A 13,996-nucleotide genomic window follows, 5' to 3' on the forward strand; every position below is an offset into this window, starting at 1 on the left:
CTTTCGTGGAAGCTATTGATACAAAATTCTCCTTGGAGGATATCTCGCCAGACTGGCCGGTCGAAAAAGCTAAGCATGCTAGGGATCTCTGTACAGCCTTTCTCAATGCGCCTGCCAAGAATCGTTTCTTGTTCGGGCGGAATGTCTACACGACCGCCGTTTTAGAGAGACTTAAGGTTGCTGGAGTAATCGATGACTTTACCGATGAAACTTCGATAAATGGCATTCCTATTATCCGCATGGATGGTCTACCAAAAGATGCATTTGTCTTGGCTCTATCCGGCGGTCGCCCACTAACGGTTCGGCGCCTTCTGGAAGAAAAGGGTGTCCAGTATATTGATTATTTCAGTCTACTCAAGTGGGGGAACTTAGATCTACCTGAGGCTATCTTCAATGAAGGCTTTTCTGACAACATAGTAAAAAATGTTTCCGAAGTTGCCTGGCTATATGACCTTCTCTCCGATGAAATTTCGAGAAGCACGCTTCGGAAGCTTTTCAAATTCCGGCATAGCTATGATCTTGACAGCCTCGATGGATTCACGGATCGAGAAAAGGAACAATACTTCGATCCTATTCTCGATATCAAGGAGGATTCTCCGGTATTTTTGGACGTGGGTGGATTTGATGGCTTTACGACGCAAGAGTTTATACGTCGATATCCTAAGTTCAAAGCCTCATATGTCTTTGAACCTGAGCCCGATAACTTTCAAGTTTGCATAGATGCAAAAGCGCAGCATGAAAATGTAACTGTTTTTCCGTTTGGTGCCTCTGACGAAAATAGGAAAATTCGCTTTACAGCAGATGGATCAGCCTCGCGTATCAGTGATGACGGAGATATGACGCTTGAGGTTCGGCGTATTGATGATGTGATCGATACTGACGTAACATTTATTAAGATGGATATCGAAGGCGCTGAACAGCAGGCGATCCGTGGAGCAAAGGCAACGATAGCCAAACACAGGCCCCATATGGCAATTTCGGTTTATCATCGCCCGTCTGATTTTTGGGAAATTCCAAAGCTCGTATTGTCAATTTCACCAAATTATAAGGTTTACTTGCGACATTATACTGAGTCAATATACGAGACAATTATGTATTTTGTTCCTCATGATTTTTCTGACTTATCTTAATATGAAAATTTTACCGCATTTGTCATCAGAGGATCATGTTGGATATGAAATCAACCAAGAGTGAACGGCAAAAGCTTGGTACTATTAGAGAAATTAGTCTTCCGATCATTTCAGACCCACGAGGTGATCTGACCTTTGTAGAGGGAGAGCGGCACGTACCATTTGTTATTCGTCGTGTCTACTATCTTTACAACGTTCCTGTTGACTCTGAACGAGGCGGACACGCTCATCGTAAACTCGAGCAGGTAATTTTTGCTCTATCAGGAAGCTTTCGTATTAAAACTGATGATGGCAAAACTAAATCGGAGTTTTGGCTACGCAATCCCCGCAAAGGCTTGTATGTCAGCAATCTTATTTGGCGTGAGATGGATAATTTTAGCCAAGGAGCTGTATGTATGGTACTAGCTTCGGAACGCTATGATGAAAGTGATTATTATCGTTCCTATGACGATTTTTTACAGGTTTCTCGAGATCTGGGCGGCGCTTAGACCATGGAATATCTCACCATTCAAAAACTCGCCCCATAAGCGAGTATTGAAGCTTTCGCCATGTCAGTTCTTCCATGGGATGCGCGGTTCGACATATGCTATCTTTGCGGCAACAGCCTTGTTCCAGTACTGCACAGCCTGAGCAACGAACTTAATTTTGTAATCAGACGGAATGAATGACGGGATGCCGGGTAGGATGGACAGGTCGTTCAAGGCATCAACGACATTAAGCATTCAGAATGCCTTTCCATCGTCAATCCGACAATGGACAAAGGTAAGCGGTGGCTGCACCTCACGCGACTACGCGCTCGACGGTTAGAAGTTTCGCGGCAGGAGCTCTTGCAGTCTGCCTATTGGATAGCCTTGCGCAATACGTTCAAGGGTCGTTTTCAGATAGTCGAAGGGGTCAACTTCGTTGACCTTGGCGGTTTCGATCAGTGAGGCGATGCGGCCCCAGGCGGTGCCGCCTTCGTCATGGCCAGCAAATAGTGCGTTTTCTCGGTTCAGAGCGATGGGGCGGATCATGTTCTCCACCGAGTTGCTGTCCATTTCGACACGGCCGTCGCTCAGGAATGTATGGAGACAGGCCCATTGGTTGGCGATGTAGGTGAGCTTTTTACCAAGCCGGGATTTGCGTGAGATGCGGGCGCGTCGCGCAGCCAGCCATTAGCCGAAGCCTGCGACCAAGGGCGCGCTGCGAGTAGCGCGCTCGGCCAACCGATTGCTGGGGCGCATGCCCATTATTTCGGCCTCAACAGCATAGAGGTCAGCGATCTGGCGCAAGCCCTCAGCTGCAATCTCGGAACCATCACGGTCTTAGACTTCACCCAACTTTCGTCGTGAATGGACCCAACACTGCGCCATGAGGATGGGATCGCCGCCCTTACGGCTGGACCGGGTCGACCGGTTGTATCCGGCGTAACCGTCCACTTGCAGGATACCGTTGAAGCCGGTGAGAAAGGTTTCCGCATGTTGTCCATTCCGCTCACCTGCGCAGTGGAACACCACGCCGGGCGGATCATCGCCGCCCCACCGCCTGTCATCCCCGGCGAGCGCCCACAGGTAGCCGGTTTTGGTTTTGCCCCTCCCTGGTTCCAGCACCGGCGCTGTGGTCTCATCCGTGAAGAGCTTGGTGGGGCGCTTCAAATCGGCGGCAAGACAATCGGCCACCGGGGCCAGATGGAAGGGCGCCTTGCCGACCCAGTCGGCCAAGGTAGAGCGGTGCAAATCAATGCCTGATCGCGCCAAGATTTGGGATTGTCGATACAACGGCAGGTGATCCGCATATTTGCTGACCAGGACATGCCTCGGTCGGTAGTGCGCCTTCAATCAGATGAGCGGGCGCAGGCATCTGCGTCACACCGTCAGTATAATGGCGACAAGCGTATCTGGGGCGCAAAATTACAATCACGCGAAGCAGCGCTGGAATGATGTCCAGCCGTTCGCTGCGGCCCTCGCCAATCCTGTGCATCTTGCCGCAACGGCAGGCGCAATCGAGGCTCTCGGGTTCGATGACCTCTTCGATCCGGCGGAGGTGATCCGGTAGATTGCCGATATTGCGCTTTGCGGTAGGCCGTTTCTCTTGGCCCGCCTGCTTAATCATCGGGGCCGCATCGCGGGCGGTCTCAATCTCGGATAGGCGTCGGGTTTGCCGGCACGAAGAGAAATGTGAACGAGTGGCATGATCGGTCCTTTCGTGATGATACTGACGCCCTTTGAGGTGTCGGATCTCTCCAGACATTCATAGCCCGCTGGGTTTGAGCCTCTGAGATCAATACGTTGCCATCGTCATCTGGTGTCGCAACCGCCAGGGCCAGTCACTCGATGATGTCGTGATCTTGCAAACGCCTTACGCGCTGGAGTGGTCCATTTGGCTGTGGATGTAGATCAGGTGTTATAGGCAAACACGCAGGTTGCCGATCATGACGAAGGGCTTAGTCATGCAGTTCTCCGAATCGAAGTTATGCCGACCATGAACGCCAACGCCAAAACGCGCTGGCTCACCGTTCAGATCGACGAGGTCCGCCGACACTAGCTGGGCGCGGAGCATTTTGATATGCAATTGCCGAATATATCAAAGATAATGGATTGCAATGATAGAACGGCGCCTCGATCTCGACACCGAGCAAGCATTCGTTCGCATCGCCGAGCTTGGTAGCTTTACACGGGCGGCTGAAGCCACTGAGACCACACAATCGGCGATCAGCCTGAAACTGAAGCGCCTAGAAAAACGTCTTGATTGCCGTCTCGTCGAAAGGACGCCTCGTCACGTTCAACTGTCCGCTCAGGGGAGGCTTTTCTCTATTACGCAAAGCAGCTTCTGGCAGCACAAGATCGTGCGTTGGCCGCCCTGTCCACATCGAGGCAGAGATTGACCATCGGTATCAGCGACCATGTGGCGGGACCTGAACTTCCTTCGTTGATCGCGCGGATGAACGTGCAGGACCCTAACCCGCTTATCGACCTTCGCATTGGATCGTCCGGCGATCTGTTAACAAGCTATGACAGACGCGAGCTTGATGCGGTCCTTGTCCGATTTCATGCCGGGCGCAGCGATGGGGAATTGATCAGCGAAGAAAGGCTTGGCTGGTTTGCTGCTCCGAATTGGCAGCACCGCACGGGCGAGCCCCTTCCCCTCGCGACGCTTGCAGAACCTTGTGGCGTTCGCATCATGGCCACACAGCTTACCGATGAGGCAGGAGTGCCTTGGACAGAGAGCTTCGTTGGCGGCGGTGTCATGGCGGTCGCTGGTGCCCTAACGGCTGGCCTTGGTGTTTCAGCCTTAGCGAGGAGAATGCTGCCGTTTGGCGCGATCAATGTCGGTGCGAAACTGGAGCTGCCCAAGCTTCCGAGCCTGCCAATACTGCTTCATTCGCGTGTCCAGCAAAGCGGAGCGCGCGATGTATTGAGAACACTCTCGGCCGCAATGAGAAGTGCCGTGGGCGCATCATGAGCCACGACATCGACGTGTTCGAGGCGGCCCCAACTTCCTCGGTGGCGTTGGCTCTTTTGCAAGCTGCGCATGACGCGATGAAAGCGCATTATCCACGAAAGTGGGATATCGAGTTTGATCCCAGGTCGTTCGCACTTGCTGATGCAAGCATCTTCCTCGCCTGTCTGAGTGGGAAGGCAGTTGGGTGCTGCGCGCTTTTTCTGCGACCGGACTTCGCAGAGCTAAAGAAGCTCCACGTTGCCCCAGCTTCTCGCGGTTTCGGCGTCGCCGAGGCTTTGGTCGGTTATGCTGAGGCCTTCGCCCAAGCCACCGGCAGTCGGAAAATCATGCTCGAAAGTGGTGCGCGATTGCACGCCGCTCATCGGCTATACAGCCGCCTCGGATATCAACCATGCGGCGCTTTCGGCACTCACACACCAGATCCAGACAGCTGTTTCTTCGAAAAGGACCTGCAACGCTTAGATGATCGATGACGCGGCTGTCAAAAGTGGCCAGTCTTACAAGCGTCCCCAATCATCGCTGCAGCGCAAGTGGAATGTCCACTTGTGACGCGCCTTCTATCATCGGAAGCAGAGCAACGGTGCAACGTTCGCTCTCGTGGCACCAATTCTCGCTTATCGATGTGCCACCACTCGCAGTTCTACGATGACGCCATCAGAGGCGAACCCTGCAACCTCAATTGCGGTCCAAGCTGGATATGGATCACGCATCCTTTCCGTCCAAATTGCTTTGAACGTATCGAGATGATCTTTGAGCCCAACATGGTAGCTCGTTACCTCTACGACATTGCCGGCATCCATGCCACCTTCGTGCAGAACGCCGAAGACCTGATCAAACGCGGTATTGATCTGTGCTGCTAAGTCTGACGAGGTTTCACCATCCAAACCAGCGCCGTTAAATCCGCTCAGAAAGACGAAACCGCCAGCCTCCGAGCCAGGCGCCATTTTCCAGTCTCGGTAGAGGTCTGCCATGTTGTCGGGGACGATTGCATTCTTTGCCATTTGGCGAGCACCAAAACCATATATCCTTCAAAGATGACCTTAGCGGCGCGGCGGCAGCGTGTCACGGAGGCCTCGGTGCTGGCATGGGAACAACCGCGGCATCTTATTGAAGGATCATCCGTCCCAACATGATGAGGACTGCCCAAAGCCGACCCTAAGCATGTTCATTGAACGCTGCAACCGCGCCTGCATAGCAGATATTTGTGCGAGGCATTGGCTTATGGATCTTGCGGCGGCGGGACAGCAGACGAAAACCGACTTTGGAGTTTCGGCCTTCGCTGACGCAGCATTCATTCGCCGTCGCAGCGCATGTTTTGTTGCATCTTGACGTTGTTACTGGACCATTGCTCTTGGCAAAAAGTTCAGCTCAGAGACCAGGTGCTTTCGATGAGCGGAAAGCGCGCCGTATGCAACAAACGTCATCCTGTCCCAAAGCCCATCATACCGTCAGTCAGTTTAGCGCGATCCCAACAACTCACTCCGTCAGCAATTGCCGTATGCTTGTAGACGCTGATACGGCCTCCTCGGATATGTTTGCGATTGCGGTGGTCGTGCCCGGCACATCGGGTCCCGGCTCGATCCAAACGGTCGGTGTACGTTATACAGATGAGTTGGTGCGCACGGCTGCGGGCTGGAAGATCAGGACGCGCACGCACTCCGTTACGTGGCAGATCGACAGTGAAGCGGTGCCGATCAGGCTCGATGTCGAAAATCGATTCCGGGCGCTTCGTGAACTACTTACTTGAACGCCGTCAAGTTTCTTGAGCATCGCCGTTTTTCTTGCAGGCTGACAGCCTCCGGAGCTACCCAGACACATCGAATTCTATACTACGTGTACGGCACGCATTCGATGCGACGTATTAAGGTGACACGGATCTATCAGAAAACCGGCTATCTTCGTGCCGTTCGGATCCTGCTTAGTCACACTAAGATGGATAGCAGGGTCAGGTATCTCGGCGTTGAGTTGGGGGATGCGCTTGCGATTGCAGAGTCCATAGAAATCTGACGATTCAGGCCGTCCTCGCGTGCGGCTCAAGCGATCAACAATATGCCATTCTCTCAGGTGCTCGATTGGCGTCGGCCCCGAAAAACGCGCCGGAACCGGACGGCGAAGGGAGTTCGCCGCGATGTGAGGTGCGGTTGCGGCGGCTCGACTTGCTCGTTTGCGCGCCAAGCTCAACTTCGAGAATCCGACGCGCGATTAATCCAACAGCCCCCGCCCGTCTGCGGAACAATATGTCTTTCCGGCTTGGCGCTGCCTGACCCTCAATTCAGAATCAAATCGCCCCACATGTGGATCCAGACGACGCCAACTTGACGCGCTTGCGAGAGACGGAATTGAAGCTGTCAGATTTCAGGCAGATCCTTGCGCTTTTTTGCCTCGTCGGTGCGCTGAATCCTGCTCGAATAACGATCCAACGACTTGGGAATGAACCCAAAATTAATTCCGCATTAAAAGCAGATTTTGCCCCTGCTGCGGGCTGCGCACTCTCCTATATGACTGTCACGCCCGGCGCATAAAATACCTTGTTCGGCTACGATTGTTCCAATGATCACGCCGCCAATGCCGACGGACCGGGCGTCATTCCGGATGCCCGCATCGTTGCACCGGGATGGTCCGTCGATTTTCGAATGCCCTGACCCACTGGACTGAAAGAAGGTGAGAACATGGAGATCTTCGAGACGACCCTCCGCGACGGCGAACAACAGGCCCATTTGCACTTTACCGCAGTGCAGAAAGGCGCAATGGCAGCCCTTTTTGAAGAGCTGGGCGTGGATGTGATCGACGCTGGCTTTCCTGCGGCATCCGCCGTGGATCTGGACGGTGTCCGGCACATTGTCGATCGAACCGATGCCGTGAGGCTAAGCGTCCTGACCCGCCCCATCAAGAAGGATATCATTCGGGCAAAGGCCGCCTTGCAGGGCGCCACGCACCGGTCCCGGATCGCCACTGCCACGCGGCCTTTCGACATGATGTCGGCCAGTGGCATCGGGGCGGCTCAGGCCCGGCGGAAGACGATCGAAAAATCCACACGTCTCATGCAAGAGGCGCGCATCCATTTCCGCGAAGTGCAATACTACGTCATCTGTGCGGGCAGCAGGGATGTTGCGTTTCTGACAAATCTATGTGCGTCGGTGGCCGAAGCCGGAGCGACGCATATCGTCGTGGCGGACACGCTGAGCACGACAGAGCCCGACAGCTTCGGTGCGCTGGTCCGTGACATCAAGGCGGCATTGCCGCCGGACATCGTCTTGGGCGTGCATTGTCACAATCAGCTTGGCCTCAGCCTCGCCAACACGATTGCCGGGATCGAGGCGGGCGCGACCCAGGCCGAGGTGACAATCGGCAATACCGGAGACGGTGGCGGCAACGCCGCGCTGGAGCAGGTACTGGCCTATGCAAACTACTTCGCCGCCGCAGATCCGCGCTTTGCCAATCGCTGTCAGACGGAGATGGTGGCAGAGGTCGTCGACGCCTTCATCGCCTGTACGGGGATGCAGTTTTCGCCCAACAAGCCCTTGATCGGGGATATCAGTTTTCTCATTGAAACGGGTATTCATCAGGCCATTCCGTCCGACATTATGCGGCATGCATTCCACCCGGAAACCATTGGCCGCCGAACCGAGATCACCATAGGCCGTCATAGCGGCATTTCGGGTATCCTTGAACAACTCGACAAGATGAACCTACGCCCAAGGAACATAAATCAGCAGCTGCTCTATCAACGGGTGATGCACGCGGCCCAGAAAACCGGAACGGTTCCCAATCGAAAACTGGGACAGATCGCCAAGTCGCTGATGGCCGGCGCAGACGTTGAATGACCATCAGCTCTGATCACGTTCCATCGCACAGGAGGATCCGATATGGCAAAGGCGACGGCTTCGAAGAAAACCCCCAAAGACAAGGACCTGATGCAGGCCCTGCGCCACTTCGTCCGATCCCGGGGTGCCGAGTATCTGAGGGATCCGAATGTGACGTCGGTCGGCATTGGCCGGAAGAATGGGGATGGCGATATCTGCGTCATTTTCACGGTCCGGGAAAAGGTAGAGCCGTCGGCATTGCAGGCGGTCGGGTCCACCGCCTTGCCCGAAAGGATCGAGGCGGACGGCCTCTCGGTGCCCACCGACGTGGTTCAGCGGGACTACAGACCGGCCTATACAATCATCGAACCAAGCCCCGCATCCGTTCTCAAATCCCGGATGGATCCGGTAGCGCCTGGGGCTAGCATCAGCCATCCAGATGGCACGGCGGGCACCCTCGGCGCCATCGTCTTCGACCAGGCGACGGGGGCGCCCTGTATCCTGTCGAATTGGCACGTTCTGCACGGCGCATCCGGTCAGATCGGAGATGTGATCGTGCAACCGGGCCCGCATGACGACAATAATGTCGCCGGAAACGCCTGCGGTGAACTGCTGCGCAGCCACCTGGGCGTTGCCGGCGATTGCGCCCTGGCCCGGATTACGGATCGGGGGTTTGAGCGGGCGGTGCATGGCCTCGATGCGGTGCCGCTGCAGATGGCGGATGTCGATCTGGATGACACCTTGGTCAAAACCGGCCGGACCACCGGCACCACCTATGGCAAGGTCCGCCGCACCGACGTGATCGCGCAGATCGATTTCGGCGACGGGATCGGCCCCAAGGACATCGGCTGTTTTGAGATCGGTCCGGATTCCGATTTTCCCGCCGCCAATGGCGAGATCAGCATGCCAGGCGATTCCGGTTCAGCCTGGATCATTGCCAACAAGGACAAGGCGACCGACATTTTCGCGGGTTTGCACTTTGCCGGCGAAGGCAGCAACAGCTTGGACGAGCATGCGCTGGCCTGCTATCCCGGTTCGATCCAGAGCAAGCTTGGCTTCACGTTGATTCCCCCGAACAAGACCCCGTCAGAGGATGTCTCGCAGCAGCCAGAGGGCCCAACAGGATATGACGCGGACTTTTTGGGGGTACCGGCGCCAATGCCGGAGCTGTCCTTGGCCTTCAAGCGGGACGCCGTCAATTTCGGCAAGGCACAGACTATTCCGTACACCCATTTTTCCGTCTGCCAGAGCGCCAAGCGGCGGCTGGCGCGGTTCGTCGCGTGGAATACGGACGCGGCAAGAAAGGTGCAGCTGGGGCGGCACGGCTTCAAACTGGACGCGCGCATCGGCGCGGAGTTTCAGCTGGACGACACCCTCTATGCCAACAACCGACTGGACCGCGGCCATATCGCACGCCGGGCGGATCTGGCCTGGGGCAGTATCGAAGAGGCGAAGCGGGCCAACGAGGATTCTTTTTTCTTCACCAACATCGCGCCGCAGCATGAACGCTACAACCAGTCGGGCAGGGGCGGGATCTGGGGGCGGCTGGAGGACCTGATCCTGGAGGAAGCCGACCTGCAGGGCATCCGAATTTCAGTCCTCGGCGGGCCGGTCTTCGCAGACGACGATCCCCGGTACCGCGACGCGCTGATCCCGCGCAGTTTCTGGAAACTCATCGCGTATCGCGGCGCGGACGAGGCGCTTCACGCGGCATGTTTCATCCTGTCGCAAAGCGATCTTCTGACCGATATCGAAAGCATCGACTTCGATCCCTTCCAGCTCTTTCAGGTTTCCGTTCCAGAACTTGCGGACAGGACCGGCCTGGGGTTCGACGCTTACCGCGATGCGGATATCACCAGCCATCCCGAGGCCCTCAGCAATGCACGCGCTGAAACCTTGGCAGAGGTCGAAATCTCCTCGGCAATCCGAGAGATCCACCACGAACAGGAGATCGCATTCTAGGGCTGATCGTTGCGCAAATGAAAGGCAGGACCATGATAGATATCGTGATTGATGCAGGACATGGCGGAACCGAGGATGTCGGCGGATCCAGCTGGAACAATGCCGTGGGTCCGCGTGGGACCCTGGAAAAGACCCTCACATTGGGCGTCGCGACGCGGATGGCGGACCAGTTGGCCGACGTCACGCTCACCCGGTCGGAAGACGTCAATCTGGGGCTGGCCGCGCGGGCCGAGGTTGCCCGGGCTGCAAGGGCGCGCTTCTTCGTCTCCATTCACTTCAACGCCTCGGTTGATAGTCAGGCACAGGGGACGGAAACCCTCGTCCATACGAATTATTCAACCGCGTCGGCCCAACTCAGCCTGCTGGTGCAGGACAGCCTGTTGCAGGTCACACAGCTGCGCGATCGCAATCGCGCCTTTGACCCGTCCGGCATCAAGCCCCTGCCGCTGGGTGTGTTGAACCCACTGAACCACGATCCGGATACGGCGGCTTGCTTGGCCGAGGTCAGTTTTCTGGATCGCGCCGACGAGGAGGAACGCTTGCAGGATCCAGCCTATCTGGACCAGATCGCCGGTGCGATCGGCGATGGGATCAACGCCATGGCACAGGGCGTGGCGCCACCTTCGGTGCAACACCCACCCTTGTTGGGATAGCAAAACCAGATGAGGTCTGGACCACCGCGCGTGTCTCGCCGCTGTCGGACTCCAGAAAGCGCGTCTTGCGACTGCACCGGTGACGGTCATCGACGGGGTTGGCGGGCAGCTACAATTATACCGGGCCGTCCGGCGACACAGGATGCGTTTCTCAAGCGGGCTAAATCGGCATATGCCGATAAGCATTGCTCTCTCGCTCGAGCTCAGCTGGCTTCCGAAAGCTCAATCCCGCTCCACAACGCACTCACGGGAAGAGCAAAATTTCCGTCACCGAATGTCAGCGTCTGCTGACCTAGATAGAACACAAGACCCGTCACTCGACGCCCCTTGAGCGAGTCGTAGTTTGGTGCGGATCACGGAGCCACGCAATCACCATAGGATCGATATCTCCTCGTCTCTCGAGGGCTTCTTCATCGATATTGGCCAACTCGTCGTAAAACGATGCAAGCCAGGTTTCTTCTCTTAGCGCTTCTTAGTGACGACCAAATTCGCTTTGAGGATCCACCTCGACATTAGACGATAAACTACTTGATAGTGTATAAGGCATCATTCTACCCCTGCTTCGTTTATTGCGATAAGAAGAAAGCGATCAACTTCATCTATTGCTAATTGCCAAGCGACCGAGTCATAGTCCGTGAAGAATCTTGGCCAACCTTCAGATCCATCCCAAAACTCACCCGTGAGGACAGAAACGGTAACCCTGCGATCGCCAAGATCGAGATAGATATCACAAGTTTCTGTGTTTTCCGCGGTTTGCCACGGCAGGTTGATCATTCGACAGCGGATGCGTATATGACGCTCATCCCGAAAGGTAAGGTTATCAGGCCAGTAGAGATCTGTGGGTCCCTCGCGTTCAATGCGCATTTCGGTGAAATCGGACGCATATGGCAATGATACCGGTGGCGAACGAAGCCCGCCTTGAGAAATACGGACAAAGTTCGCGCCTTGAGGCCAAAACTCTGAAATTGGATGGTTTGGAACAACAGGTGGACCCTGCCATTCTGCTGAATCAAAAAGATACCGATGTTCCCATTGAAAACGGCGACTGGAAATTGGATCTGCGAGGGCGATACTTTGTTGTTGCTCACTCAATCCTCGAGCACAAAACGTACCCGACGAAAGCTCAATAGCTATATCGTCATGTTGATTACAGCCGTTAGCCATACCATCTTGAGCAATGCTGGCGCCTCCTAAATAAAAGAAGGTTACTATATTTGCAGTTAGAAAAAGACGCATTCTCAAGAATCAAAACTCCAATTAGAGCAATAAATAGCAAACTGCCTATGCGCTAAAATGAGTCTCTTATAACTGTCTCCCACCTCAGAATAGTAAAATCAAAGTTCATTTCTTTTACACCTCTATTACTAAGACCAAAAAATCCGCAGCAGGAACGCGGGAATATCATAGTATTTCTAGGAATCTAGGCAGAATAGTTGTTATCATGACTACTCACGGGTCTCGATGTGATTTAGTTCAATCAAGCCCCTGCCGATTAAAAGATGCATAGAAATATCAAAAGAAGTCAACAGGAAAATAAGCGACTTTTTGGCTATATTTGTATTCTTCTGACGCCTGCATAATCGTGACTCAGGCAAACAAGTCTAGTTGACCCGTCCTTACCAATAGAATTGGGTTGTTCTGTTTTTTGCAGGAGGGGATGTGGGACGCGACGAAGCGACATTCGGATGGCGATCTGTCTGGGCTGTTTGGACAGATCGAGTCAAAGATTGCGGCGAGAGATGATGTAGCTTCGGCTTGCGGTTGGAAGAGGGTGCCGACCACGCGATGCGGCCCCGCGGAATGCCATTCCGATCATGATCATCATACTGCTGATCGTCGCAGAAGCGCAGATTTTCGGAGCTTACCGATGCAAAGGTCTGCGCCGTGTTGCCGGACGGAGGCCAGATCTAGAGTCTTGAAGAGAGCGTAGTGCCATCACAGTTAGCTGTGGTGCGCGCCGGTCACCTTCGTCTGTCCGTTTTTCAATCCACCCCCTCGCCTCAAGCGAGTTGACCAAACGGCTCATCGTGGGGCGGCTGACCTACTTATGTTCAACCAAAAGATGAAGTCGGTCCCGACCAAACTCTGAGGTTGCCACCGCTCGTAGATCTGTCCTCATAGCGTAGAACCATGTCGAACCCGCCTCCGGGCTTTGCATCCGTCGCCTCGAACCTTCGTGAGGTGCAGCTCCTTTTGGCCACACCAAGATGGACAGTAACTCTGCACGCGTCCCAAGATGTGGATTGGTTCTCGGTCGCAATTGCTGAGGTCATAGTTGTGTTGCAGTTCGTTTTGATCTGTCTCAGGCATGGACTGCTCCGTGTCTTGTTTGAGGAGCGCGTGCACACTCACGGTAAAATTGGAATACTCGGTCCGTGTCACGGACGATTTGATCAGCCAACGGCCCGGTTGCAGCCATGTCCTCCGCAGTTACGCAGAAAGCTGCCCATGTTTCGATGTAGCCCGGTGTCGAAAAATAAGCGGTCGCACGACGCACGGTTAGGCTCTTGGCAGAAAGCCACCGTTTCTTGAGGACCAGCGTTCCCAGTCGTGAGCCCGCAACAACATAATCGATCGAGATTGGATTCAGGGTATCCAGATCTAACAGCCTTTCTCGATCGGAACACTCAAGCTGGAGAAGATCAGACCCGACCCTTTCGAGCAGATCATTCACCATATCAATCGACATCTGAGAAATGGGGTGCAGCGCAAGCGTTTTCAGAACCGTTGCCTGCATCTGCAAAAAGCATAAAAGCCCATCTGGCGTCGTCAGGTCGAACGTGGATACCTCTTTATCGAGCTCTTCGTGAGACACGCGCGTGTCAACTCGCAGACGCGCGCGTAGGCTTGTCTGCTCTTCTTGGTCATCCTCTCAGCGTATCAGTACTCCCCGATCGTACAATGTAGGCCGAAGATGAAAGCGTGACATTAAACTATGACATACGCCACGCTTTGAATCGTTGAGGCTTCGAAGCGACTAAAGCCGACAGCTAGTCCAGAAAGTCCA

Annotated in this window: 14 protein-coding genes and 3 pseudogenes; 10 read left to right on the forward strand and 7 right to left on the reverse strand. The window is 54.8% G+C overall.

The genetic code is table 11. The annotated features are described in order from the left end of the window. Window positions 1–5 precede the first annotated feature (5 nt). On the forward strand, window positions 6–1,130 hold the full coding sequence (locus V8J82_RS21965; protein WP_339978852.1) for an FkbM family methyltransferase: 1,125 nt from the start codon (window positions 6–8) through the stop codon (window positions 1,128–1,130). Between the two features lie 35 nt (window positions 1,131–1,165). Further along, complete coding sequence (locus tag V8J82_RS21970; RefSeq protein WP_339978854.1) at window positions 1,166–1,618, forward strand: sugar 3,4-ketoisomerase; 453 nt, start codon at window positions 1,166–1,168, stop codon at window positions 1,616–1,618. A gap of 63 nt (window positions 1,619–1,681) precedes the next feature. Here V8J82_RS21970 and V8J82_RS21975 read toward each other — a convergent pair whose 3' ends face one another. Together V8J82_RS21975 and tnpC are read right to left on the reverse strand one after the other, a co-directional pair. Continuing rightward, window positions 1,682–1,852 (reverse strand): hypothetical protein, encoded by a 171-nt coding sequence (locus V8J82_RS21975; protein WP_339978856.1) that lies wholly within the window; start codon window positions 1,850–1,852, stop codon window positions 1,682–1,684. Between the two features lie 81 nt (window positions 1,853–1,933). After that, window positions 1,934–3,435 (reverse strand): annotated as a pseudogene (tnpC, locus tag V8J82_RS21980) (IS66 family transposase). A gap of 276 nt (window positions 3,436–3,711) precedes the next feature. Here tnpC and V8J82_RS21985 point away from each other — a divergent pair. The 3 genes from V8J82_RS21985 to V8J82_RS21995 are packed head-to-tail and all read left to right on the forward strand — an operon-like array spanning window position 3,712 to window position 5,044. Next, window positions 3,712–3,993 carry a helix-turn-helix domain-containing protein gene (locus V8J82_RS21985; protein WP_339978858.1) on the forward strand — a complete coding sequence of 94 codons (282 nt, stop codon included), beginning with the start codon at window positions 3,712–3,714 and terminating at the stop codon, window positions 3,991–3,993. Further along, complete coding sequence (locus V8J82_RS21990) at window positions 3,990–4,571, forward strand: LysR substrate-binding domain-containing protein (protein ID WP_339978860.1); 582 nt, start codon at window positions 3,990–3,992, stop codon at window positions 4,569–4,571. Before V8J82_RS21985 ends, V8J82_RS21990 begins: the two co-directional genes overlap by 4 nt. Next, window positions 4,568–5,044 (forward strand): GNAT family N-acetyltransferase, encoded by a 477-nt coding sequence (locus V8J82_RS21995; RefSeq protein ID WP_339978862.1) that lies wholly within the window; start codon window positions 4,568–4,570, stop codon window positions 5,042–5,044. The genes V8J82_RS21990 and V8J82_RS21995 overlap by 4 nt, the downstream gene beginning before the upstream one ends. A 141-nt stretch (window positions 5,045–5,185) precedes the next feature. Here V8J82_RS21995 and V8J82_RS22000 read toward each other — a convergent pair whose 3' ends face one another. Beyond that, entirely contained in the window at window positions 5,186–5,572 is a 387-nt protein-coding gene (locus tag V8J82_RS22000) for a Rid family hydrolase (RefSeq protein ID WP_339978864.1), read from the reverse strand. Window positions 5,573–5,979: 407 nt separating this feature from the next. Between V8J82_RS22000 and V8J82_RS22005 the strand changes: the two genes are divergently transcribed. The 3 genes and pseudogenes from V8J82_RS22005 to V8J82_RS22015 all read left to right on the forward strand — a co-directional run bounded on the left by V8J82_RS22005 (window position 5,980) and on the right by V8J82_RS22015 (window position 8,395). Continuing rightward, on the forward strand, window positions 5,980–6,318 hold the full coding sequence (locus tag V8J82_RS22005; protein WP_339978866.1) for a nuclear transport factor 2 family protein: 339 nt from the start codon (window positions 5,980–5,982) through the stop codon (window positions 6,316–6,318). An 89-nt stretch (window positions 6,319–6,407) separates the two neighbouring features. Next, a pseudogene (locus V8J82_RS22010) lies at window positions 6,408–6,578 on the forward strand (integrase); the annotation flags it as partial. A gap of 662 nt (window positions 6,579–7,240) precedes the next feature. Then, window positions 7,241–8,395 carry a LeuA family protein gene (locus V8J82_RS22015; RefSeq protein ID WP_339978868.1) on the forward strand — a complete coding sequence of 385 codons (1,155 nt, stop codon included), beginning with the start codon at window positions 7,241–7,243 and terminating at the stop codon, window positions 8,393–8,395. A gap of 3 nt (window positions 8,396–8,398) precedes the next feature. Here V8J82_RS22015 and V8J82_RS22020 read toward each other — a convergent pair whose 3' ends face one another. After that, a complete protein-coding gene (locus V8J82_RS22020; RefSeq protein ID WP_339978870.1) occupies window positions 8,399–8,935 on the reverse strand; it encodes a hypothetical protein in 537 nt (178 codons plus the stop codon). Between V8J82_RS22020 and V8J82_RS22025 the strand changes: the two genes are divergently transcribed. After that, the gene (locus tag V8J82_RS22025) at window positions 8,924–10,336 is read left to right on the forward strand and encodes a DNA/RNA non-specific endonuclease (RefSeq protein WP_339978872.1); all 1,413 of its coding nucleotides are present in this window, start codon (window positions 8,924–8,926) and stop codon (window positions 10,334–10,336) included. The two genes, V8J82_RS22020 and V8J82_RS22025, sit on opposite strands and share 12 nt — an antisense overlap. A gap of 32 nt (window positions 10,337–10,368) precedes the next feature. Further along, on the forward strand, window positions 10,369–10,989 hold the full coding sequence (locus V8J82_RS22030) for an N-acetylmuramoyl-L-alanine amidase (protein ID WP_339978875.1): 621 nt from the start codon (window positions 10,369–10,371) through the stop codon (window positions 10,987–10,989). A 546-nt stretch (window positions 10,990–11,535) separates the two neighbouring features. Here V8J82_RS22030 and V8J82_RS22035 read toward each other — a convergent pair. From V8J82_RS22035 to V8J82_RS22040, 3 genes and pseudogenes are all read right to left on the reverse strand, one after another. Continuing rightward, window positions 11,536–12,225 carry a hypothetical protein gene (locus V8J82_RS22035; RefSeq protein ID WP_339978877.1) on the reverse strand — a complete coding sequence of 230 codons (690 nt, stop codon included), beginning with the start codon at window positions 12,223–12,225 and terminating at the stop codon, window positions 11,536–11,538. A gap of 625 nt (window positions 12,226–12,850) precedes the next feature. Next, window positions 12,851–13,018 (reverse strand): annotated as a pseudogene (locus tag V8J82_RS23730) (MarR family transcriptional regulator); the annotation flags it as partial. 273 nt (window positions 13,019–13,291) lie between these two features. Continuing rightward, complete coding sequence (locus V8J82_RS22040) at window positions 13,292–13,804, reverse strand: heme oxygenase-like domain-containing protein (protein WP_339978878.1); 513 nt, start codon at window positions 13,802–13,804, stop codon at window positions 13,292–13,294. Window positions 13,805–13,996 lie beyond the last annotated feature (192 nt).

Origin of the sequence: Gymnodinialimonas mytili (assembly GCF_037544085.1) — a bacterium.
In the GTDB taxonomy this organism is placed as follows: Bacteria; Pseudomonadota; Alphaproteobacteria; order Rhodobacterales; family Rhodobacteraceae; genus Gymnodinialimonas; species Gymnodinialimonas mytili.

Coding starts and splice junctions, on each gene's coding strand:
- V8J82_RS21970 (WP_339978854.1), top strand. CDS start 1,166: ATGTTGGATATGAAATCAACCAAGAGTGAACGGCAAAAGCTTGGTACT.
- V8J82_RS21975 (WP_339978856.1), bottom strand. CDS start 1,852: ATGCTTAATGTCGTTGATGCCTTGAACGACCTGTCCATCCTACCCGGC.
- V8J82_RS21985 (WP_339978858.1), top strand. CDS start 3,712: ATGATAGAACGGCGCCTCGATCTCGACACCGAGCAAGCATTCGTTCGC.
- V8J82_RS21995 (WP_339978862.1), top strand. CDS start 4,568: ATGAGCCACGACATCGACGTGTTCGAGGCGGCCCCAACTTCCTCGGTG.
- V8J82_RS22000 (WP_339978864.1), bottom strand. CDS start 5,572: ATGGCAAAGAATGCAATCGTCCCCGACAACATGGCAGACCTCTACCGA.
- V8J82_RS22005 (WP_339978866.1), top strand. CDS start 5,980: ATGCAACAAACGTCATCCTGTCCCAAAGCCCATCATACCGTCAGTCAG.
- V8J82_RS22015 (WP_339978868.1), top strand. CDS start 7,241: ATGGAGATCTTCGAGACGACCCTCCGCGACGGCGAACAACAGGCCCAT.
- V8J82_RS22030 (WP_339978875.1), top strand. CDS start 10,369: ATGATAGATATCGTGATTGATGCAGGACATGGCGGAACCGAGGATGTC.
- V8J82_RS22035 (WP_339978877.1), bottom strand. CDS start 12,225: ATGCGTCTTTTTCTAACTGCAAATATAGTAACCTTCTTTTATTTAGGA.